At 70.9% G+C, this 21,751-nt stretch carries 15 protein-coding genes; 3 read left to right on the top strand and 12 right to left on the bottom strand.

What is annotated here, in order from left to right; translation table 11 throughout:
• Positions 1-266 precede the first annotated feature (266 nt).
• Both ACH4U7_RS48110 and ACH4U7_RS48105 read left to right on the top strand, forming a co-directional pair.
• Positions 267-995 (top strand): GntR family transcriptional regulator, encoded by a 729-nt coding sequence (locus ACH4U7_RS48110; RefSeq protein ID WP_398534075.1) that lies wholly within the window; start codon positions 267-269, stop codon positions 993-995.
• A gap of 67 nt (positions 996-1,062) precedes the next feature.
• Positions 1,063-2,991 carry a glycoside hydrolase family 127 protein gene (locus ACH4U7_RS48105; RefSeq protein ID WP_398534074.1) on the top strand — a complete coding sequence of 643 codons (1,929 nt, stop codon included), beginning with the start codon at positions 1,063-1,065 and terminating at the stop codon, positions 2,989-2,991.
• Between the two features lies 1 nt (position 2,992).
• On the opposite strand, the gene ACH4U7_RS48100 is transcribed toward ACH4U7_RS48105, so the two are convergent.
• The 8 genes from ACH4U7_RS48100 to ACH4U7_RS48065 form a co-directional block, all read right to left on the bottom strand.
• Positions 2,993-5,278, bottom strand: a complete 2,286-nt coding sequence (locus ACH4U7_RS48100; protein ID WP_398534073.1) for an Ig-like domain-containing protein — start codon at positions 5,276-5,278, stop codon at positions 2,993-2,995.
• Positions 5,275-6,495 carry a carbohydrate ABC transporter substrate-binding protein gene (locus ACH4U7_RS48095; protein WP_398534072.1) on the bottom strand — a complete coding sequence of 407 codons (1,221 nt, stop codon included), beginning with the start codon at positions 6,493-6,495 and terminating at the stop codon, positions 5,275-5,277. The genes ACH4U7_RS48100 and ACH4U7_RS48095 overlap by 4 nt, the downstream gene beginning before the upstream one ends.
• Positions 6,496-6,752: 257 nt before the next feature.
• Positions 6,753-8,627: a right-handed parallel beta-helix repeat-containing protein gene (locus tag ACH4U7_RS48090; protein WP_398534071.1), complete on the bottom strand. Its 1,875-nt coding sequence runs from the start codon at positions 8,625-8,627 to the stop codon at positions 6,753-6,755.
• 29 nt (positions 8,628-8,656) lie between these two features.
• Positions 8,657-9,424, bottom strand: a complete 768-nt coding sequence (locus tag ACH4U7_RS48085) for a ribonuclease activity regulator RraA (RefSeq protein WP_398534070.1) — start codon at positions 9,422-9,424, stop codon at positions 8,657-8,659.
• 69 nt (positions 9,425-9,493) lie between these two features.
• Positions 9,494-11,416, bottom strand: coding sequence for a hypothetical protein (locus ACH4U7_RS48080; protein ID WP_398534069.1), 1,923 nt, complete (start codon positions 11,414-11,416; stop codon positions 9,494-9,496).
• A 3-nt stretch (positions 11,417-11,419) separates the two neighbouring features.
• Positions 11,420-12,223: a carbohydrate ABC transporter permease gene (locus ACH4U7_RS48075; RefSeq protein WP_398534068.1), complete on the bottom strand. Its 804-nt coding sequence runs from the start codon at positions 12,221-12,223 to the stop codon at positions 11,420-11,422.
• 77 nt (positions 12,224-12,300) lie between these two features.
• Entirely contained in the window at positions 12,301-13,224 is a 924-nt protein-coding gene (locus tag ACH4U7_RS48070; protein ID WP_398534067.1) for a carbohydrate ABC transporter permease, read from the bottom strand.
• Positions 13,225-13,315: 91 nt separating this feature from the next.
• Entirely contained in the window at positions 13,316-14,590 is a 1,275-nt protein-coding gene (locus ACH4U7_RS48065) for an ABC transporter substrate-binding protein (RefSeq protein ID WP_398534066.1), read from the bottom strand.
• 201 nt (positions 14,591-14,791) lie between these two features.
• On the opposite strand from ACH4U7_RS48065, the gene ACH4U7_RS48060 reads away from it, so the two are divergent.
• Positions 14,792-15,934: a helix-turn-helix domain-containing protein gene (locus ACH4U7_RS48060; protein ID WP_398534065.1), complete on the top strand. Its 1,143-nt coding sequence runs from the start codon at positions 14,792-14,794 to the stop codon at positions 15,932-15,934.
• A 19-nt stretch (positions 15,935-15,953) separates the two neighbouring features.
• On the opposite strand, the gene ACH4U7_RS48055 is transcribed toward ACH4U7_RS48060, so the two are convergent.
• The 4 genes from ACH4U7_RS48055 to ACH4U7_RS48040 form a co-directional block, all read right to left on the bottom strand.
• The gene (locus ACH4U7_RS48055) at positions 15,954-17,186 is read right to left on the bottom strand and encodes a hypothetical protein (protein ID WP_398534064.1); all 1,233 of its coding nucleotides are present in this window, start codon (positions 17,184-17,186) and stop codon (positions 15,954-15,956) included.
• A 9-nt stretch (positions 17,187-17,195) separates the two neighbouring features.
• The gene (locus ACH4U7_RS48050) at positions 17,196-18,737 is read right to left on the bottom strand and encodes a pectinesterase family protein (protein ID WP_398534063.1); all 1,542 of its coding nucleotides are present in this window, start codon (positions 18,735-18,737) and stop codon (positions 17,196-17,198) included.
• A 142-nt stretch (positions 18,738-18,879) separates the two neighbouring features.
• Positions 18,880-20,211, bottom strand: a complete 1,332-nt coding sequence (locus ACH4U7_RS48045; protein WP_398534062.1) for a Gfo/Idh/MocA family protein — start codon at positions 20,209-20,211, stop codon at positions 18,880-18,882.
• Entirely contained in the window at positions 20,208-21,725 is a 1,518-nt protein-coding gene (locus tag ACH4U7_RS48040; protein ID WP_398534061.1) for a glycoside hydrolase family 28 protein, read from the bottom strand. Before ACH4U7_RS48040 ends, ACH4U7_RS48045 begins: the two co-directional genes overlap by 4 nt.
• Positions 21,726-21,751: the final 26 nt, after the last annotated feature.

Here is a 21,751-nt window from a genome sequence, read left to right as displayed (position 1 = left end):
TTGGCATTCCAGTGCGGACCGATCCACCGCGCCTCACGCCGTCGTGATACGGGACGGCAGAGCCGATGTTCCCGTGCAGCAGGCTCTGGACGGATGCTTCAAGGGGCATGTCGGTGGTATGCCATGAGTTTGTTGGCGGTCTGAGGGAGCGTCAACCCCCCTCGCAGGAGTATTTCTTTGCCTCCGCCAACCCGCAGACGCCCGGTCTACCAGCGGCATACCATAGGGGCGGCACATCGTTCGGGAGTGGGAACAGGGGAGGCGGCATGATCCGACCGCGAGCGGCGGGGGCCCGCGAGGAGGAGTCACCGGCTCCGGAGCCCGGCCCCGCCGAGAGCCTGGAGACCCGGGCCCGCACGGCGATCGTGGAGTGGCTGACCAAGGAGAACCCGGCGCCCGGCCAGGCCGTGCCGGTGCGGGAGTTCGCCCGCCGCCTCGGCATGAGCCGCACCCCGGTGCGCAGCGCGGTCGGCCGGCTCTACGAGCGCGGTCTGCTGGCGTACGACGCCTCGGTCGGCTTCACCGTCGCCATACCCTCCTTGTCGAGCCTGTACGAGCTCTTCGAGCTGCGGCTGATGCTGGAGTCGCACAGTCTGCGGCTGTTCGCCGAGCGCACGGACCGCCAGGTCCCGGCCCGGCTGCGGGAGCTCGTGGACGAGGCGGCCGAACTGGCCCGGCTGTCCCTGGAGGACCCCAGCCGCTATGGGGAGTTCCGGGAGAACGACGCCCGTTTCCACCGCGAGCTCGTCCGTCTTGGCAGCCTCCCCATGCTGCTGGAGCTTCACGACGATCTGCATCTGAGCCTGCATGTGACCCGGGCCGGCATGGAGGCGCCGATCACCGCCTCCCGGCTGGACATGGCCGTCGCGGAGCACCGCGCCGTGGTCGACGCACTGGAGGGCGGCGACCGGACGCGGGCCAGGGATCTGCTGGAGGCGCATATCCTGCGGGTCCGCGACCAGATGATCGCCTTCCTCGCCCGGCCCCGTATGTAGCGCTCCGCACCCGCACACCGCACCCTTCCGGCAAGCCCTCACGCCCTCTTACACCCAGGAGGCAACCGTGGACGGCCCCGTACTCCCCTCCCCCGGCGCGCGTACGGCACACCGCCCACCGCGCGGCGGGCGGATCCGCGTGACGGGCGGCCTGTGGCGGCTGTGGCAGCGGGTCAACCGCAGCAGCAGCGTGCCGCTGGCCCTGCACTGGCTGGAGAAGTCCGGCGCCCTGGCCAATCTGCGCATCGCCGCGGGCGAGGAGCAGGGCGCCTACCGCGGGCCCGTGTACGCGGACTCCGATGTGCACAAGATGCTGGAGACGGTGGCCTGGGAGCTCCAGGCGGGCCCGGAGGACACGCTGGCCGGGTTCCTCTCCCACACCACCGGGCTGCTGGAGCGGGCCCAGCAGGACGACGGCTACCTCGACTCGTACTACCAGGTGGCCGAGGTCGGAGCCCGCTACGGCCGGCTGGTCGACAGCCACGAGCTGTACTGCACCGGCCATCTCCTCCAGGCCGCCGTGGCCGCCCACCGCGCCACCGGGGACGGACAACTGCTCACGGTGGCGCGGCGGTGCGCCGACCACCTGTGCGCGGTGTTCCTCGAGGACCCCGGGCCCGGTCTCGACGGCCACCCCGAGGTGGAGACGGCGCTGGTGGAGCTGTTCCGGACCACCGCCGATACGCGGTATCTGACCCTGGCGGCGCGGCTGGTGGAGCGGCGCGGACACGGCCTGGTGGGACGCCATAAACACGGGGCGCGGCACCGTCTCGACCACCTTCCGGTCCGCACGGCACCGACGGTGACCGGGCATGTCGTACGGGCGCTGTACCTGGAGGCCGGGGCCGTGGACGTGGCGGTGGAGACGGGCGACGACACGCTGCTCCAGGCGTCGGCCGCTCGCTGGGAGGACATGGCGGCGACCCGGACGTCGCTGACCGGCGGTCTTGGCTCACGCCAGGTCGGGGAGGTCTTCGGCGAGCGCTACGAGCTGCCGCCCGACCTGGCGTACAACGAGACCTGCGGATCGGCGGCGAGCATCCAGTGGAGCCGGCGGCTGCTGCTGGCCACCGGCGAGGGGCGCTACGCCGATCTGGTCGAGCGCACCCTGTACAACGCCTTCGCGGCGGCCCGCTCGCTGGACGGACGGAAGTACTACAAGGGCAATCCGCTGCAGCGGCGCCCCGACCACGCGGAGGCGGTCGGCGATCCACGCAGCCGCGACGAGTGGTTCTACTCCGCCTGCTGCCCGCCGTCGGTCACCCGGCTGGTGGCCTCGCTCCCCCACTACGCCGCGACCACGGCTGGGGACACGCTCTTCCTCCATCTGTACGCGCCGATGGCCCTGTCCTGCGCCCACGCCGGTGGCACGGTGGGGCTGCGGATCGACACCGACTATCCATGGCACGGGACGGTCACCGTCGCCGTGGAGCACGCGCCGGCCGACGAGTGGGCGCTGGGGCTGCGGATTCCGCCGTGGAGCACGCGGACGTGGCTGACCGAGCCTGGCGGCGTACGAGAGCCGGTGGTCGGCGACGCACAGGGACGAGTGGTGGTCAGGCGGCGCTGGCGGGCCGGGGAGCGGGTGGTGCTGGAGCTGGACATGGCGCCGCGGCTCACCGTGCCGCATCCGAGGATCGACGCGGCGCGCGGCTGTGCGGCGATCGAGCGGGGGCCGCTGGTGTACTGCTTCGAGCAGTTGGACCAGCCCGCGGACACGCTGGTGGACGAGCTGGCGCTGTGCGCCGACACCGCGCTGCGGGTGCGGGACGAGGCGGACCTGCCGGGTCTTGGCCGTACGGTGACGATCGAGGCGGACGCGGTCGCCGTCACCGGCCCGCACGAGGCGGGGCTCCCGTACCGCACCCACGGCGCCGTCGACACGCGTCGGCCCACCACCGCCACCGCGGTGCCCTACTTCCAGTGGGACAACCGCGGTGACGGCGCCATGCGGGTGTGGGTGCCCCTGGACGAGAGCGGCCAGGTCAGCCGTTGATTCAGTTGTTGATGCGGACCTTGCTGAACTTCGCCGTCGGGTAGTGCGCGACGTCGTTCGCCTCCTTGTTGCCTTCCACCACCAGCCCGGCGTAGACCCGTGGCCCCATGGGGACGCGTTCGTAGCCGACGCGTGTCCACTGGAGGGAGTCCGGTGAGACCTCGGCCGTGAACTCGTCCCCGCGCAGGGTGATGCGCAGCCAGTACGGCTTGTTGTTGAGCATCTCGTCCTCCTCCCAGGGGTAGTTGCCGACGTTCATCTCGGTGCCGTGGGAGTGCATACGCTTGGCGGTGGCCTTGATGCCGCCGTTCGCGATGTAGATGCCCATGAGGCAGAACGGGGAGTCGGGCGTCAGGTTTTCGCGGATCATGATTCCGGCGAGGACGTCCTGGTACACCACGCTGATCGAGTCCAGGCGTGCGATGAGCTCGACGACCTCGTCGTCGGGGGCGTCGATGGCCCGGTACACGAAGTGGCAGGAGTCCTGACGGCCCTTGATCTTTCCGGAGCCGCGCACGGTGAACACCCCGCCGTCCAGCGCCGCGGCCCCCGCGATGGGCACCGCGCCGATGTCGACCGCCGTCCAGGGCGCCACCGAGGTGGAGCGGTTGACGTGGACGGGCACCATGCTCGATGTGGTGGCGGTGCCGGTGCTGTCGGTGGCGCGGGCGGTGAGGTGGTGGGTGCCGGCGGGGGCGCCCTGCCACACGATCTCGTGCGGGGCGGCGGTGGTTTCGCCGAGCTTCTTGTCGTCGGCGTAAAAGGCGACGGAGGCGATGTTCGCACCGTCGGCGGCAGTGGCGGTGGCGCGGACGGTGAGGTCGCTGGTGCCGCTGTCACTGGCGAATACCTGGTCGATGGCCGGGGTGGTGAGGGCGACGGCCGGGTTCGGGGCGCCGGTGGGCCCGATGGAGTTCAGATAGAGCTCCAGGTTGCTGTAGCCGGTGTCCGGGTCGATGGCCCGGCCGTCCGCCGGATCGTCGGGGTCGAGGCCGTGTGCGCGCTCCCAGTCGTCGGGGATGCCGTCGTGATCGCTGTCCTTGGGAGGGTCGGCGGAGACGAGCGGCACCGGACCGCCCACCTCCTTCTGCGAGTTGATGCTGCGTCCGGTGCCCTTGTGCACATCGTTGACCAGCCGCGCGTCGATCGCGTCCCGGCGCGGCAGGGTGGCCCCGGCGCCCGCCAGGACCGCCTTGTACGCCTGCTTCGGGGTCTGCTCCACGATGGGGCTCGGGAAGGCCACGGGCTCGTCCAGCAGGGTGGCGCCGCCGGGCGGGAAGCGGACGCCGAGCCGGTTGTCGGCGGTGACCTTGCGGTGTCCCTCGATGAGGTTCCCGTCGACGTACCAGATCCCGCCGCGGTTGGGGGCGATGATGACGGGCGCGATCTCGGCGACGGTGTTCGGGCCCGGCTTGTAGTAGTTGCCGACGATGTTGATGCCGTCGGCCCACTCACCGCCGTACGCGGATGTGTAGCCGTAGTTGTAGATCACGTTGTTGCGGTGGTCTGCCTTGAGGGCCATGTCCTCGACGAAGCTGAACCGCGGATTGCGACCGCCGTTGTGGACCAGCAGGTTGTGGCGGTACGTGACGTTGTCACCGCCCCACAGCCCGCCGTAGCCGTGTCGTCCCTTCTCGTGCGCGGACATGGTCAGCCCCTCGGCGATGACGCACCACTGCATCGTCACGTTCTCGTTGCCGTACGGCGAGCACACCTCGTCGACCGCCCAGCTGAAGGAGCAGTGGTCGATGATGACGTTCTCGCAGCGCTCCATGCCGAAGGTGTCGATGGGGGTGCCGAGGGTGTCCGTGCCCCGGAACCGAAGATGGCGCAGGATGATGTTGCCCACGTCTCTGATCTTGGTTTCATTGCCGACGACGCAGATGCCGTCGCCGGGCGCGGTCTGGCCGGCGATGGTGAGGTTCGACCCGGTGATGTCCAGGCCGCCCTTGAGTTCGATGGTGCCGGAGACCCGGAAGACGATGGTGCGGTCGCTGCCGGACACCGCCTCGCGCAGCGAGCCCGGACCGGCGTCGGCAAGCGTGGTGACCTCGTAGACCTCGCCGCCGCGGCCACCGCTGGCGTATCTGCCCCCGCCTTCGGCCCCGGGGAAGGCCAGGACGCCGTCCACGGCATCGGCGGCCGCGGCGAGCTTGTCGTCCGCCCGTGCCGACGGCGTCCACAGTGCGGCGGCGCCCAGCAGCGCGCCGGTGCCGGCCACGAACGCGCGCCGGGCCAGCGGCGGCGCCCCGTCCCGTGGCGCCTCCCGTCTGTTTCCTTCGCTCATGTCCCGTTTCCCTTCGGTCGCAGCAAGCGGTCAGGTCGCCGTGTCCGGTCGCGGAAGCCCTCGTTGAGTTCGGTCAGCAGCCGGCCGAGTGGCCGCCCGTCGGCCAGCCCTTCGCGCAGCAGCCGGGAGGCGGACCGCTGGAAGTCCGGATAGCCGGCGGCGCGCGGACGCACCCAGGCGCGTTCGACGGTGGCGAGGGTGGCGCGGTAGAAGCCGCCCCAGCGGCTGTTGGTGCGCGGGTCCAGCCAGGCGGCGCGGTCGGACGGCTGGCCGCCGGTCACCGGAAACAGCTCGCACTGCACCGGCTCCGCGAGCAGCCGCCGCAGATGGTCGCGGATGGCCTCGCGCACCAGCGGGTCGTCGGTCCGGCGGCGCGAGACGGCGAGCCCGGCACCGCCGAGCACGCTGCCCGGCCGTCCTCCAGGGTGGTGGGCCGGGGCGTCGGCGAAGGTGAGCGGGTACGGTCCCGACTGCGTGGCGGGGGCGTAGCCGTACACCAGCGGGCAGTAGGCGGGCCCCTCGGCGGAGGCCATCGCGGCCAGCAGCCCGACCGGGCCGAGCTGCCACAGCCGCGGGTCGCCGCGCGCCAGCAGCCGGGCCATGGTGTCCAGGGCCACCCCGCCCGTCTCCCGCGAGACGAACTCCGGTCCGCGGCCCGGCTCCTCCCCCAGCGCCACGCACAGCGCGCAGAAGGTGAGCAGGGCGTGCGGGCCGCCCAGGCAGAGGGTCAGCGGGACGGGCAGCGCCAGCACCTCGTCCCAGGTCCGCGGCATCGGGTGGCCGGCCATCAGGTCGGGGCGGGCCGCGGCGACCTGGGCCGCGGCGTCCAGCGGCAGCGCCCAGAGCCGGCCGCCGAGCACATGGCTCTCGTAGCAGGCGCCGACGGTACGGCCGCGCCAGTGTTCCAGCTGGGCCGCCGGGAACAGGTCGTCCATCGCCACCAGACATCCGGCCTCCACCGCGGCGCCGAGGCCGATGTGTTCGACGACCAGGAGGTCGTAGTCACCGGCGAGGCCGTCGATCGGCGCCGTCTCGAAGGCGGCCGGTGGCTGCCTGTCCCAGCGCAGCGGCAGACCGACGGTCTCGCAGCCGGGCGGGACGGCGGCGTCCAGCCGGGCCAGTTCCTCCAGCGGCGCGTAGCCGCGCGGGTGGTCCCAGGTGAGTCCGCGCAGCTCGTCCGTCACGGCGGGCGGCGAGCCGGTCGGCATGATGTCCATGTCATCTCCTGACGGGCGTGGGCCGGGGCCCGCCGGGCCGCTCGCAAGGGAGTGGCGGCCCGGCTAGGGCCTGTCGTCAAAGGGGGCGGCCGGCCGCGAGCGGTGTCTGGCGCGGTGGATCGCAAGGCGGAGCATCGTCCTCGTACTGGGCGTACTCGGGCGGTGCGACAACGCAGCGAGGCGCCGTGCCAGGCGTCGGGAGCAGGGCGCCCCCTTTGACGACAGGCCCTAGGGCCCACGCGGGTGCGCCTGTGCGCTCAGCCGTCCGAGCCGGGCAGCGGATAGGGGAAGGAGGGCTTGACGCCGATCTTGTCGTACCTCATACGGGAGGGATCGAAGCCGTCCTGCCAGTTGGCGTTCTCCACGGTGTTGCACTGGTAGCTCTGGTACTTGTCGTCGGTGACCTTGCCGACCTGGATGTCGGTGAAGGTGAAACCGCAGCCGCCCGCGTCCATATGCACCCCTCGGGTGCCGCTGTCGGGCATGGAGTCGTCCGGTATGACATCGCCGATGACGAGCTGCGAGACGCGGTTGTTGCTGGTGTGCGGCTCGGTGTTGTCGACGCCGTAGGTGTAGAAGGCGCCCATGTCACCGCTGTCCAGACCAGCTTTCTCGATGCGCAGATACTTGAAGGTGTTGTTGCGCGCGTACGAGTCGCCGGGCCCCACCTCGGGCATCACCTCCAGGGTGACGCCGTAGCGGGCGCTGTGCTCGAAGTAGCTGTAACTTACTTCGTTGGAGCCGGTGTTGACGAGTTCGACACCGGCCGCGTCGCCGGGGACGAGCTCTCCGTAGTGGGTGATGCAGTTGTCGGTGAACAGGTGGTGGCCGGAGATATCGCCCTCGCCCGGGTAGCCACCTTCGACCTTGATGCCGTCGCCGCCGAGGTTTTCCAGCAGGCTGTCGCGGACGGTGAGGCGGTCGTTGGCGAAGAGCGCGTAGACGGCGGTGAAGCCGGTGTCGGAGATCCGCATCCGCTGGAGGGTGATGCCACTGCTGTTGGTGACCGTGACGGCCCCGAAGCGGTTGCGGTTCATCTCGATCTGCCGGTCGTACACCGGGTACTTGTGGACATCGCCCGAATCCCCGTCGCTGATCCAGCCGTAGCGGTACCAGTCGACGAAGTCGGTGTACTGCAGGGCGAGGCCGTCCAGGGAGATGTCCGCCACCCGCCGATCGGCTGCCGCTCCCGCGAACTTGAACAGCGTCTTGACCGTGGGGCGCATGATGGTCACGTCGTCGATGTCGCCACGGGGCTTGTAGTACAGCTGCCCCTTGCCGTAGTCGAGGTAGTACTCCCCGGGCTGGTCGAGGAAGTCCAGGGAGTTCTGGAGGAAGTAGCGGGAGCCGCTGCGGGAGTTCATCAGCGCGTAGCGCGTCCAGTGGGACAGCGTCATCTGGTTCTTGGCTGGGTTCCAGTCCCTGATGGGCACGGTGTCGGTGAACCAGCTCCAGCTGCCGCCGGACCAGACGACCGCCTGCGCGTTGCTGAGGTCCCAGGAAGCCTGCCAGTCACCGGGCTTGGAGTACAGCCACTGGTGCACGGCCTCCTTCTCCGGCTCCTTGAGCACGGAGAAGAGGTACGGGGCCCAGGTGTCGTCGGTCCCGCGGTTGGGGTAGCGGGCGGTGGTGGCCCGCTTCCCGTCCTCGAACAGGGTGTAGAAGCGCCGGTCGGTGCCGACGTCGGCGCGGTAGATGCCGTCCTTGTACGCGGTCCAGCCCGTGACGGGCGCGGCGCCCAGGACGCGCGCCTTGCCGGGCCCGTCGTACGAACGGTAGACGACGCGGTGGCCGCCACTCCCGGAGTCGCGGTCGTCGAACTCGACGGTGCGGCTGACCGGGTAGTCGCCCGCGCGCAGGTTGACCACGATGTCGCAGCGCATCTTCCCCGGCCGGTTGAGGCCCTTGCCGCGGATGTGGTCGCGGGCCTGCTCGATGGTCCGCCACGGGGCGTCCTTGCTGCCCTTGGCCGTGTCCCGGCCGTCGGGTGCGACGAAGAGCTGCGTGGGCCGGCAGCCGGTGGCGGCCGCGTCCGCGCGGTGGCCGGGCAGCGCCGCGCCGCCGATCAGCAGCAGCGCGCCCGCCACCGCCAGGGTGAGCCTGAGCTGTGGTCTACGGATGGTGCGCAACACGGTCGTAGTCCTCCTTGTGTGGGGGTGCGTCAGGCCAAGTCCTGGTCGCGCCAGCGCTCGTACTCGGCGCGGGTGTCGGCCGTCAGCGGGTAGTAGTCGGTGAGGGCTCCTCCCTCCTCGATGCGGGCGCGGCTGAAGCGCTCCCACTGCTCGTGCTCGCGCGCGGCGGCGATCACTGCGGGCGCGGTGCGCCGGGGCACCACCACGGGCCCGTCGTCGTCGGCCACCAGCAGATCCCCGGGCAGCGCGAGCACTCCGCCGCAGGCCACCGGCACGTCGTACGCCCAGGGGAAGAGCTCGGCCTGGGAGGCGTAGTGGGGGGTGACGCCGGTCGCCCAGACGGGCACGCCGGTCTCGCGCACCCGGGGCGCGTCGCGGATACAGCCGTCGACGACGATCCCGGCGCCGCCCTTCTGCCGGAAGTAGCGCACCAGCATGTCGCCGAAGCAGCCGGTGTACGGGGAGCCGTAGGCCTGGACGACGAGGACGTCGCCGGGTTCGATGGTCTCCAGGACGGCCCACAGGGCGGTGTGCCGCTCCACGTACTCCTGGCCGAGGCCGGAGGCGATGTCCTCGCGCTGCGGCATGAACTGCAGGGTGCGGATCCGGCCGGCGATCTTCAGACCGGGGGCGAGTGGCCGCGGTCCGCAGACGAAGGTGCGGCGGATGCCCTGTGCATGCAGTTTTGCGCAGGCGGTGGCGGCGGACACCTCGGCGAGCCGGGTCAGGACCTGGGGGTCCGCGGGCCCGGGGGCGTCCCCGCGTACCGGCAGGTCCCACACGGGTTCGTCGTCCACGAACGGTCTCCTCACTGTCGCGTCACTGTCGGGGCGCTATCGGGTCACTCGCAGGGGGGTCGGGCCGGTCTACGGGGAGGGCTGGTGTGCGGGGCGCTGGGCCCGGGGGGTGAGCCGCAGATCGAGCCGGACGCGGCGGCCCGGGGGCAGCTGCACCTCGATCCGCGGTCCGCCGACCGGTAGGTCGACGGTGCTGATGGCGGGGTCGGGGGCGGTGTACGAGCGGGGGTCGCCGGGGTAGCCGGGCGCGGCCGTATCGACCAGGGCGCGGTCGATGCGGTGTTCGCCGAAGGCACCGGCCTGGACGACCACCGTGCGGACACCGGATACGCCGGTGTGGACGAGTTCGACGCGGACCTGGTCGGCGGTAACGGTGTCCACGAGGGCGGCCACGTCGGGTGGCAGGCCCGGACGGCCGCGCCCCACGTCGTAATAGGCGAGACGGGTGGGCAGCAGACCGCCGTTGTAGAGCACCTGCGGGGTTCCGGTGGTCAGTTGCAGCAGCGCCTCGGTGAGGACGGGGTTGAGGCGCTGCCAGTGGTGGATGTGCAGCTCCGCCGGGTCGGTGGTGTCGGCGTCGATCAGCGCCATGCGGCGGGCGGCCTGGCCGAGGGCGGTGCGCAGGATCACGGCCGGGTAGCCGGGGTTGTCTCCGCTCAGGTAGGCCAGCCAGGGGGCTTCGTGGCCGCCCTCCTCCTTGTTGCGGAAGGCGCGGACCGTACGCCAGTCGTAGCCGCACACCTCGCGGAGGCGTCGCAGGCGGTCGTGATCCTCGTCGGCCAGCGAGGCGTGCCATAACCACAGGGGAAGGGCGATCTGGGGCGGCTGGTAGTCGAACCAGCCGCCGTCGTCGTACCGGTTGGGGACCAGGAGGGTGGGGCGGTCGGCGTCCTCGCCGAGTTCGGCGAGCCAGCGGTCGGACGTGCTCATCTCGGTGTCCGTGACCGCGCCCCTGACAGCGTGGGCGAGGACTTCGTCGAACGGTCCGCGGCCGAGGGCGAGCAGGTCGGTGGTGCCGGTGAGGAGGACGGAGTTGACGGCGGCGATCACGGCGGTGTTGCCGACGCTGTAGAGGCCATGCGGCCAGGTCCACCCGTACAGACCGCCGTACCAGCGGCCGCCGTGGTCCTCGCCCACCTCGCCGGAGGGTCCTACGTTGTCGGGCAGAAAACCGCCGTGTGTCTGTGCCCGGTGCTGCCAGGCGGTGAGGTAGTCGAGGGCCCAGTCGCGGTGGCGGTCGTCGTGGTCGTACAGCCAGGCGTTGACGGCGAGGCTGGTGGCGGCGAGGTTGACCGCGGTGTCGCCGCGGCCGAGGCGGGCGTTCATGGCCTGGCCCATGCGGCGGGCGCGGTCCGGGTCGGCCAGGTCCTCCCAGGTGCGGATGGAGTCGAGGTCGCGCAGTGGCAGGCCGTAGGGGCGCATCACGGCCAGGTCCGCGCCGTAGGAGGCCCACTCCTTTTGCAACCCGTACCGGGGGCCCGCGGCGCCGTTGTGCGGGGCCCGGATGGTGTGCGTGGCCGGATCGTAGTTGCCCGCCCGGGAGCCAGGCAGATACAGGTCGGCGAAGCGCAGGGCGCGGGCGCGGAACTCCTGGTCGGCCGGGTCGGCGGCGCAGATGCCGTAGAACAGCAGCATCGACTCGCCCAGGTGGAACCAGTCGTATCCGCGCTCGAACTCGTCCACGGCCAGGCCGAGCTCGGTGAGCTGGGCGGTGACTCCGGTCCAGTGGTGTTTACAGGCGTCCAGCAGATCGTCCGCGCCGCCCAGTTGGTACAGGACGGGCCAGTTGAAGAACGCCTCGTAGAAGTCGTCGCCGCCGTCGCGGTCGGCCACCGGTCCGCGGTAGCGCAGTCGGCCGTCGGACTCGCAGTAGCGGTGGGCGAAGGCCCGCCACGCCTCGTCGAGCACATCGAACAGCCTGCGCTGCAGCACCGCCCACTCCGGTGGTTCGCCGAGCGGAACGGTGGCGGTCACCCGGATGGTGTGCCTCATGGGTCAGCCCCTTGTCGCCCCGGCCGTGAGGCCGCTGATGATGTGCCGCTGCATGAACACGAAGAAGACCAGCAGGGGTGCGATGGCCAGCAGGAGGGTGGGGAAGACGACGGTGTAGTCGGTCTGGTACTGGCTGACGGCCGCGTATACGCCGGTGGTGACCGTGTACAGACCGCTGCCCGGGCCGAGGATGATCTGCGGGTTCACGAAGTCGTTCCACACCGAGAAGGTGTTGAGGATGACCATGGTGGCGACCACGGGCCGCATCAGCGGGAAGACGATCCGCCAGAAGGTGCGGATGCGCCCTGCGCCGTCGACGGCCGCCGCCTGGTCGAGTTCGCGGGGGATGGTGGCGATGTACCCGGCGTACAGGAACACCGAGAACGGCAGCGTCAGAACCGTCTCGAAGAGGACGAAGCCACGGACGGTACCCATCAGGCCGAGGGTCTTGAGGACGTAGACGACGGGGATCACCAGCACCTGGCCGGGGATGAACGTCCCGGCGAGGAAGAACAGCATCAGCGCCCGGTAGCGGCGCCGTGTGCTGCGGGCGATGACGTACGCGGCCGGCCCGGCCAGTACGAGGGACAGGACGTTGACGCACACGACGAACAGCAGGGTCACCGCGTAGCCCCGCACCATGTCGAAACGCTCGCTGTCCAGGGTCCGTTCGAGGTACTGGAGGGAGCCGCCGCCGTCCGGCAGGCCGAAGGGATCGGTCAGGATCTGCTGCTGGGACTTGAAGGCGTTGACGACGAGGACGTACAGCGGCACCAGCATCAGCACGCTGACGGCGCCGAGGAACACCAGTCTGAGTGCGCCGCTCGGTCTCCGCCTTCGGGCCGGGGCCGCTTCACCACGGAGGCTCGCTTCACCACGGGGGCTCATGAGTACACCGCCATCTCCGACCGCCGCCGCAGCCGGGTCACAAGGAGGGCGAGCGTGGCCGTGACGGCCATCAGGACCACGGACTGCGCGGAGCCGAGTCCGAGGCGGCCGTCGTGGAAGGAGTTCCAGAGGATGAGATACGCGATGGTGCGTGTCTCCCCGGCCGGTCCGCCCGCGGTCAGCGACACCACCAGGTCGTAGGTCTTGAGCAGGGTCACCAGGGACAGAACGATGTTCACGGTCACCGCCGGCCCGAGCGCGGGCAGTGTGACATGCCGGAACACCTGCCACTTCGTGGCGCCGTCGATACGGGCCGCCTCGGTGAGGGAGCGGGGCACGGCCTGGAGCCCGGCGAGATACAGGACCACGTTCACGCCGAACGCCGACCACACCACCAGGGACACCAGGGTGGCCAGCGCCCAGTCGGGATCGGCGAGGAACGGCAGGACCTCGCCTCCATGGGAGGTGATCAGGCTGTTGACGGCTCCCGTGGTGCCGAGGATGGCGCTCCACAGGAATCCGATGACCAGCGCGCTGAGGACATGGGGGTAGAAGAGGACCATCCGGAAGAAGGCGTTGACGCGCGAGGAGCCGTTCAGCAGCAGCGCGAAGCCGAGGCCGAGCACGTTCAGGCCCACTGTGCCGAGCCCGGCCAGCAGCAGCGTGACGGTGACCGCGTGGCGCAGATCCGGATCGTCCAGCAGGGCGGTGTAGTTGGCGGTGCCGACGACCGACGGGTTGGCGCTGAAGCCGTCCCAGTCGGTGAGGCTGAGATAGCCGGCCAGCGCCACCGGTACGGCGAGCAGCCCGGTGTAGAGCACGGTGGCGGGGAGGACCATGATCGCGGTGGCCAGCCCGCCCCCTCGTACGCCGGACCGCCGGCCGCGGCGGGTGAGACCGGTTTCCCGATCGATGCGCATCGTGTCCCTTCCTGTGCGCTCGCGGACATGGTGTGGCTCAGGAGGAGGGTTGCTCAGCCCCTGGCGACCCGGGGTCTGGAGAGAGGGGCGTTCAGGAACGGTCGCGGACCCAGCGGTCGACGGCCTTCGCCGCGTCGTCGGGCGAGCGCCCGGTGTACAGGCTCTGCACCGCGGTGTTCCAGGCGGCGTTGAAGCCCCGGGGCAGGGTGTTCTCGCCGTATCCCTCGCCCTGTGCGACGCTCGCCGGAGCCTCGTCGAGGATTTTCTGTATCTCGCGCTCCAGCGGGCTGAAGGTCCGCTCGGAGCCACGGCGGAAGTTGCCGTCCTGCCGCAGTTGGCTGTCGACGGCCTTCTCGTCGGTGACCAGCCACTTGACGAGTTCGAGGGCGAGTTCCCGCCGCCCGCTGTCCTTGAGGATCATGTACGGCATGGACATCGTGGCCCCCTGTGGGCCGGGATGGCGCTGCCCCTCCTCCACCGGGGCGGGGAACACGCCCACCTCGAAGTCCTTGTCGGCCTTGGCCTCCGCCGCGGTGAACCAGCTGCCCATGACGTACATCGCTGACTTGCCGGAGAGGAAGTCGGTCTCCGCGTCGGCGTATTTGAGCCCCAGCGCGTTCTTGTCGAGGTATCCGCGCTCCAGCCAGGTCTTGTAGAGCCGCAGATACGGGAGCATGACCTCCCCCACCGTGAGCTTTTCGTCGCGCACCTGCCCGTACCAGCCGGGGCGGCTCTGGGCGAGGGAGGGGTCGGAGAGCTGGAGCAGCTGCAGCCCGGTGACGAAGTCACCGGCGGTCCGCAGCGGCAGGCGGCCCGCCTTCTTCAACTTGCCCATCGCCTCGGTCAGCTCGTCGAGGGTCCTGGGCGGCCGGGTGATCCCGGCCTCGGCGAAGGCTTCCTTGTTGTAGAAGACGAGCGACTGCGCCTGCTCGCCCACGCCGACGGTGTAGGCCTTCCCGTCCAGCATGGCCTCCTTGGCCAGCGGGGTGTCCGCGACCCAGGGCTGGTCGGTGAGGTCCAGCATCTTGGGCGCCAGCGTCTCGTCCACGACCAGGGTTTCGACGATGTCGGGGGCGTCACCGGCGGCCAGCTGCTGCTGGAGGGTGTCGGCCACACCCGTGCCGGTCGGCGCCTCGATCTTGACGTTCACCCCCTGGTGAGCCTTCTCGAAGGGCTCGACGAGGTTGTTCCAGAACTCCTGTGTGAGGTTGGGTGTGATGTTGACCAGGACCCGGAGCGTCTTGTCCCGCCCGCCGTCGCCACCGGAGCCGCCGTCGGAGAAGCCACCGCCTCCGCATGCCGTGAGCCCCAGGGCCAGCAACACCATCGCGGCGCCCGTCTTCCGTCGTGTCCGTCGTCGGAGCATCGGTCCTCCAGGAGGGCTCAGGTTCAGGGACTCTTTGGGACTCCAGGCTTTTATTGGGTCAGTTATCGAGCAACGATTACTTCATAAGTGCGTTGTGACACGATGGTCAAGTCGGTACGCACAGCCAAAAGTTGATGACATAGATGCTGCAGGTACATGTCGTGACCCATAAGTTCCTAACACACGGGAGGGGGATGGCTCATGGGCGCGCCTGAGGAGTCCAAGGAGTCCAAGGCGCCGCGGATGCCCCGGCTCGGCGCGGCCGACCGTGACACCCTTCTCCAGTGGTCGGCGCGGGACTCCGGCCCGCTGTGTCTGCGCAGCCGTATCGTGCTCGCCTGCGCCGAGGGCCACTCCACCCGTCAGATCGCGCAGCGGCTGGGCGTCAGCCCGGCGACGGTGGCCAAGTGGCGGCAGCGTTTCCTGGCACACGGCCCGGCGGGGCTGTCCGACGCCCGCCGCTCCGGCCGCCCGCGCAGCCCGGGGCGCCAGGACGCGGAGCGCCGCGTCGCGGCGGTGCTGGACCTCGCGCACGAGGGCGAACCCGTGCCGTCGACCCGGGACCTGTCCGAGGAACTAGGCCTGTCCCAGTCGACGGTCGCCCGCATCCGGCAGGAGCAGGCCGGCCGGCGTACGGCGTCGTCCGCCGCCTCCGGCCCGGTCCCGGGGCCGGCACGTATGGCCCCCGACACCCCGCTCCCCCGCCAACTGCTGTCCGACCACGTGTACGCGCGGCTGCGCGACTGGATCGTCTCCGGCGAGCTGGTGCCGGGCCAGCGCGTGGTCGAGTCGGAGATCGCGCGCCGGATGGGCACCAGCCAGGCTCCGGCCCGCGAGGCCATCAAACGGCTGGCCCACGAAGGGCTGGTGAACTCCCTGCCGCGCCAGGGCACGTATGTGACCCAGGTGTCCGACCGACAGGCGCGGGATGTGCGCGAGATCCGTGTGATGTTCGAGATGTACGCGGCCCGCAGGGCGACCGGCCGCCTGGACGCCGAGTGTCTGCGGCGCCTGGCCGAGGACATCGACGCCATGCGCCGCGCGGCGGACGATGGCGACATCGGGGACTTCCGCGACGCCGATATGTCGTTCCACCGCACGGTGTGCACGGCCGCCGGCAACGCGGCGCTGCTGCGGCTGTGGCACATCATCGAGCCGAGCATGTGGGGGCTGCATGTGCTGGGCAACCCACGCTACCGGGGGGACTGGCGGGCGATGGCCGAGCTCCACGCGGAACTGCTCGCCGCGCTGCGCGACGGCGACCCGGACGAGACCGCGGCCCTGTTCGCCGCTCATGCGGCGGGCGAGGCATCCCGCTATCGCCGTGGCCACCTCCCCTCGTAAGCGGGGCCCTCGTAAGCCGTCAGGGCTCCCGGGCGCAGTTGACCTCGAGATCCCACAGGATGACGGAGAGGGCGAAGGGGCTGATGGTGTGGTCGCCGTGGGTGGCGTCCTCGAGCAGTTCCCAGTGGCCACTGCCGATGAGCTGGACGCGCTGCCGCACCACGGGTTCGTAGGCCCGGTGTCCGACGCCGTTGAAGCAGCATGAGTCGAACCGGTTGAGGATCTGCGTCTGACGGCGGTGCTCACCGACCGACGCCAGCGCGTACAGGTCCGGGAAGTCGCAGATCCCGTAGAAGGCGGGGTGCCGGTCCCGCCGCTGCTCCCAGTCCCCCGTCGTCGGCCTCGGGCTGGGCGGCGCCGAGCGCAGGAAGAACGGCAGCGACCCGGCGGTCGGATAGCTCCGGGTGATCCGTGGGTCGAGCGCCGGGTACACGGTGGTCGCCCAGCCTCCCCCGGAGAACCCGATCATCTGCAGCGATGGCGGCTCGTACACCCTCCGCACATGGTTCACGGCCACCGCGAGCGGTTCCAGGAAGAAGCGCAGGGTGGAGAAGTCCGCGCTCTCCCAGGGCCCCAGATCGTTGTGCGACTCCACGACGACCGAGGTGTCGGGGTCGGTGGGCTCGCGCAGTTCCTTCGGGTTCCAGTGGTACAGGGGCATGGCGAACAGCAGCACGCCGTACCCGGCGTCAAGCAGCGCCTGGGCGGTGCGCCGCATGGTGTCGGGCACCTCGCCGTGGCCGTTGTGGTAGAGCGCGAAGCGGCCGTGCGCCGTACGGCGCGGCAGCAGCAGGAAGACGACGGAGGTCAGCCCGTACGGCAGACGTACGGTGAGCCGGTCGATCCGGTGCACTCCGCTGAACTCGGGCAGCTCCGGGGCCGTGACCCGGCGCTCCACCTCGGGCAGCGCCTCGGGCAACCGCCCATCGGTGGACTTCCACACCTCGGCGATCAGCTCGGTTCGCAACCGCTCGATGTCCGCCCGCGTGTGCACCGTCATCAGCGCCTCGACGTCGACGCCGACGGCTTCCTGCGGCAGCGACTTGTACGCCGCGCTGTGGGCGTCCGCCACCTCCTGGTTGACGGGCGCCACCGGGCGCGGCCGGTCCCGGCCTCCGCGAGGCGCGTCCGCCGCGTCAGCCGCGTCAGCCGCGTCAGCCGCGAACGCCGCGCCGGGGGCGCCGAGCGCGGCAAGCGAGCCGGCCGTCCCCAGGACACTTCCCAGAACACTCCTCCGGCGCATGGGCAACATGCCGGTCCCTCACCTTCCCTCTCGTTGATCGCTCGCGTCGCGCGGGTCCCAGCCGTCCAGCAGCGCCGCGGGGTCCCGCCACCGTTCGGCCTCGGCCGCGGTGAGCTGACGGGAACAGGCCAGCCGCCCGGCGGTGTCGACGGGCCGGCCCGCCAGGTCCTCGCTGCCGTACTCCTGGAACCGCAGCTTCTGGCCCGACGAACAGTCGAACCCAGTCAGCCCCCAGCCCACGGGCGCCACATGGGAGTCCATCCGGGTGTCGATGAACACCGCCTGGCTGCCAGGGAAGCGGCTGTCGATGCGGCTCAGCAGCACACTTCCGTCGGGCACCCCAGCCGCGCGCGTCAGCCGGGTGTTCACGAACACATTGCCCGGGCCGTCCTCGCCGTTGCGGACCTGGCTGAGGTAGCCGCGGTCGAGCGCCTTGAGCTCGGAGTCCTGGATGAAGACCCCGCCAGTCCCCCAGACGAAGTCGACATCGCCCTCGACATAGCTGTCGGTCACGAAGGCCCGCCCCTGCAGACGCAGACTGTCCTGGTAGCTGAGCACGCGAACTCGGTCGAGCACGATCCGGTCGCCGTTGCCCCGGAACGCCTCGGCCTGGGAGCCCCCCTCCGGGGTGAGGTTGTGGACGGTGGCGTCCTGGAGCCGGAAGTCGTCCGCGTCCACGCCGAAGGCCGCGCGCCAGCAGTTGTGGCGGTCGGGATACGGAAGCACCCGGCGCGGGCAGTAGCTCTGCTCCGGCGGTACGTCGGCCATCGCCGCGTCGCCGTTGAGGACGCTGTTGTTCGGATAGCCGATGACGGTGCGGCGCGCCCCCGCACCGCGCACGGTCAGATGCGGCCTGGACTGGGCGACGTACACGATCTCCCGGTAGAACCCCGGCGCCACGTCGATCCGCACCGGACGGGTGTTGCCCTCCGGTACGGAGTCGACCGCGCCCTGCACCGTACAGAAGTCGCCGCCGCCGCCCCGGCCGTTCACGGTCAGCCGGGAGGACCCGGGCACCGGGGCGCGCCGGGTGCGGAAGCGCCAGGTGTCGGGGGATTCGATGCCCTGGTAGCCCTCGAAGAAGCCGGGCTCCACCGTCACGTAGTACTCCTGGCCCGGGGCCAGCCGCCGGTGCAGTTGGACGGAGGCGGTACGGCCGTCCACCACCACCGGTTCATAGGTCCAGCGGTGCACCTCGCCGTAGTCGGACCGGGCGCCGCCGATGGAGCGCTGGTACGTCTCCGGATCGGCGAGATCGACGACATCGGCGAGGTCACCGTCCGCCTGGTGGACGCTCAGCCGCCCTTTGGCGCCCAACCGTACGGCGGTCCCGAAGGTGAACCGCAGTGAGGTGTCAGCGCACACCGCTCGGCCCAGCCCCCGCGGTTGCAGCGCGACCGCGGGGCGCCCGTCCGCCGGCGCGCGAGCATCGGCGGACGGGGCGGCGACGGACGGGGCGGCGGCCAGCGACAGCAGCAAGGCCACGAGCACCGCAAGGCGTTTCCGGCGGCGGAGCGACGGGGCACGGACCCGGGCTGCGAACGGACGGAACGCTCTCATGGAACCTGCTCCTCGTCTCCGGCATGCCTGTGGCATACCAGGCATGGAAGCACAACGGCCGCGCGCTGAACACCCCAGGAACCAGGGGAAGTTACCCGTCGCCGAAAGTTACCCGTCGCCGAAAGTCATCCGCCGCCGGAAGCTATGCGCCGCCGAGGGCCAGCCGCAGGTCCGCGATGTCCACCGCGCGCCGCTCCGCGAGCGAGACATTGCCGGCCATGCCCACCGCGACGGCCCGCAGCCCGTCGAGGTACCCCGCCTGGTGACCGAGCGGATCCTCACCGTCCGGGCCGACGAAGATCTCCCGGAGCATCCGGATATCGCCGCCGCCATGGGCCCCCTCGCCCCGCGGGATCGTCACCTCCCGGGCGTCCTCCCAATGGCGCTGCACCACCAGCCGCTCACCGGGCGCGCGCACCGCGGCGGCGCGCCCGCCCCGCTCGTCGACGGTGCTGGGGTCCACCGCGTCCGCCACGGGGTGTACCGCGGCCCGCTCGACGACGGACAGTTCGGCCCTGCCCTCCGTGCCGTTGACGCAGACGCGGTAGCCCTCCCACGGCGCATGGGCGTTGAGGGAGTAGGAGAGGGTGGGTCCGCCGGCGTAGTCGACGACGGCGCTCAGGTTGTCCTCGATCGAAATGCCCTCGTCGAAGACGTCGCGGTCGCGCAGATAGCCGTCGCGGTGCTCCTGGTCGAGGTACAGCGACTTGAGCGCCGGGTCGCCGCGCAGGTCCAGGCACCAGGGGTCGCCCGCGGCCGACTCCGCGCTGCCGCGCGCGGGCCGGGGGCCGAGGTCCCGGTCACGGGCGTTGCCCGCGCCGTAGAAGAACAGCCCGCCGCTGGCGTACACCCGGACCGGGGTGTCGCCGAGCCACCAGTTGACGAGGTCGAAGTGGTGGGAGGCCTTGTGCACCAGCAGCCCTCCGGAGCGGTCCTTCTCGCGGTGCCAGCGCCGGAAGTAGTCGGCGCCGTGCCGGGTGTCGAGCACCCACTCGAAGTGCGCCGACGTGGGCCTGCCGATGGCGCCCGAGTGCACCAGCCGCTTGAGCGCGCTGTTGCGGGGCGAGTAGCGGTAGTTGTGGGTCACGGTCACCCGGCGGCCCGTACGCTCGACGGCGCGCGCGATGGCCCGGCCCCCGTCCGCGTCGATGGCCAGCGGCTTTTCGACGACGACGTCGGTGCCCGCCTCGAGGGCGCGGACCACGATGTCGGCGTGGGTGTGATCGGGCGAGGTGACGACGATGCGCTCCACCCCCTCCTCGTCGACCAGCCGGGCCAGGTCGTCGGGGTGGTAGCGGGCCGGGGTACCGCCCCCGGCGGCCGCCACGCGGTCCGCGTAGTGCCGCATCCGCCCTTCGTTGGTGTCGCAGAGCGCCACCAACTCGGCGACACCGTGGTGCGGGCCGGTGATGGCATCGGTGTAGAGGCGGGCCCGCATCCCCGTGCCGACCAGGCCGTATCGTCGCTTTGTCATCCTGCCTCCCTTGCTCGTGTCGGCTCCGTCGTCTCCGCCGGGTACGGGCTGCCCCCGACCAGTACGTTGCGTACGGTGACACCGGTCGCGTTCTCGATCAGCGGATCCTTCGCGGGCCGGGGGAAGGTGAGGCTGTCCAGACTCACCGTCCGCACCGGGGCCGCGGGAACGGCGCGGATCCGGAAGGGGGTTTCACAGGGGCCGCCGACGGACCAGTTCCGCGCCGACAGCCGCGACACCTCCGGGTAACGATCGCCCCCGGATCCCCCCATGTACTGAAAGGTGACCTCGAAGGGCACATAGGTCCACGCCGGGCAGGCCACATCGGTGACATGCACGTCTTTGATGTACCCGCCGCGCGTCGAGGTCGATTTGACGTTGAGGATCCAGGCGACGCTGGGCTCGTCGAGCGAGCTGTCGTACGGGATCCGCAGCCGACGGGCGACCACGTTCTCCACTCCCCCGCTCATCTCGCTGCCGACGGCCACCGCAGCGCCACCACCGAGGTAGCGGCAGTCCTCGATCAGCACGTTCCTGGACGGGACGCCGACGCGCCAGCCGTCCTGGTCCCGGCCCGATTTGATGGCCACGCAGTCGTCGTGCGTGGCGAAGGTGACCCGTCTGATGACCACGTTCTCGCAGGAGTCGGGGTCGCAGCCGTCGCCGTTGGGCCCCATGCTCTCCACGACGACGTCCTGCACGGTCACATTGCGGCACAGCACGGGGTGGATGTTCCACATCGGCGAGTGGCGCAGCGTGACGCCTTCGATGAGGACGTTCCGGCAAGAGCGGGGCTGGATGAAACTGGGGCGCAGATAGTGGCCGGCGCCGAAGACGCGCTCCTCGACCGGCACTCCTTCCACGCCCATGCGCTCCAGCGCCGCCCAGTCCGCCCGCTGGTTGGGCATCCCCGGCTGCCATCCGTACTGCCCCGAGCCCACCCAGAACCACCAGTGCTGGTTGTCGCCCTGTGCGTCGAGGACACCCCGGCCCGTCACCGCGATGTCGTGCCGGCCGTCAGCGTGGATCAGCGGCGAGTAGTTGTAGAGCTCGACGCCCTGCCAGCGGGTGCGGACCACGGGCAGATAGGCGGCCGGGTCGGTGCTGAAGAGCAGGGTCGCGCCCCGGGCGATATGCAGATCGACGCCGCTGAGCAGATGGATGGCCCCGGTGGCCCACCGCCCCTCGGGCACCAGGACATGGCCGCCGCCGGCCGCGTGGCAGTCCTTGATCGCCCGGTCGATGGCCTCGGTGCAGTCGGTCGCCCCGTCGCCGACGGCCCCGTGTCGGGTGATCGGAAACCATGCGTCGGGGAAGCTCGGACGAGTGACGCTCTCGCTGATCCTCCTGGCACGTTCGCCCAGGTCCCGGTCGAGTGAAGCGCGATGCCGGTCTGGTGTGCCCTGTCCTTCCGTACGGTCGGCAGCCCGGCTCGGTGCGCTGCCCAGCAGTGGTATTCCGCTGGTCAGCAGTGCGCCGAGGCCGAACAGCCGCCGCCTGGCCAGGTCTGCCATGGTGACCTCCCAGGTTGCCGGAAATG

The organism is Streptomyces sp. NPDC020845, from assembly GCF_044334165.1.
Classification (GTDB): domain Bacteria; phylum Actinomycetota; class Actinomycetes; order Streptomycetales; family Streptomycetaceae; genus Streptomyces.
This window is presented reverse-complemented; position numbering and strand designations above follow the sequence as displayed.

Bases quoted from the DNA above. Each gene is read 5' to 3' on its own strand.
- ACH4U7_RS48070 (WP_398534067.1), bottom strand. From the start codon at position 13,224: ATGCGCATCGATCGGGAAACCGGTCTCACCCGCCGCGGCCGGCGGTCC.
- ACH4U7_RS48055 (WP_398534064.1), bottom strand. From the start codon at position 17,186: ATGTTGCCCATGCGCCGGAGGAGTGTTCTGGGAAGTGTCCTGGGGACG.
- ACH4U7_RS48110 (WP_398534075.1), top strand. From the start codon at position 267: ATGATCCGACCGCGAGCGGCGGGGGCCCGCGAGGAGGAGTCACCGGCT.
- ACH4U7_RS48100 (WP_398534073.1), bottom strand. From the start codon at position 5,278: ATGAGCGAAGGAAACAGACGGGAGGCGCCACGGGACGGGGCGCCGCCG.
- ACH4U7_RS48060 (WP_398534065.1), top strand. From the start codon at position 14,792: ATGGGCGCGCCTGAGGAGTCCAAGGAGTCCAAGGCGCCGCGGATGCCC.
- ACH4U7_RS48065 (WP_398534066.1), bottom strand. From the start codon at position 14,590: ATGCTCCGACGACGGACACGACGGAAGACGGGCGCCGCGATGGTGTTG.
- ACH4U7_RS48095 (WP_398534072.1), bottom strand. From the start codon at position 6,495: ATGGACATCATGCCGACCGGCTCGCCGCCCGCCGTGACGGACGAGCTG.
- ACH4U7_RS48050 (WP_398534063.1), bottom strand. From the start codon at position 18,737: ATGAGAGCGTTCCGTCCGTTCGCAGCCCGGGTCCGTGCCCCGTCGCTC.
- ACH4U7_RS48045 (WP_398534062.1), bottom strand. From the start codon at position 20,211: ATGACAAAGCGACGATACGGCCTGGTCGGCACGGGGATGCGGGCCCGC.
- ACH4U7_RS48040 (WP_398534061.1), bottom strand. From the start codon at position 21,725: ATGGCAGACCTGGCCAGGCGGCGGCTGTTCGGCCTCGGCGCACTGCTG.
- ACH4U7_RS48080 (WP_398534069.1), bottom strand. From the start codon at position 11,416: ATGAGGCACACCATCCGGGTGACCGCCACCGTTCCGCTCGGCGAACCA.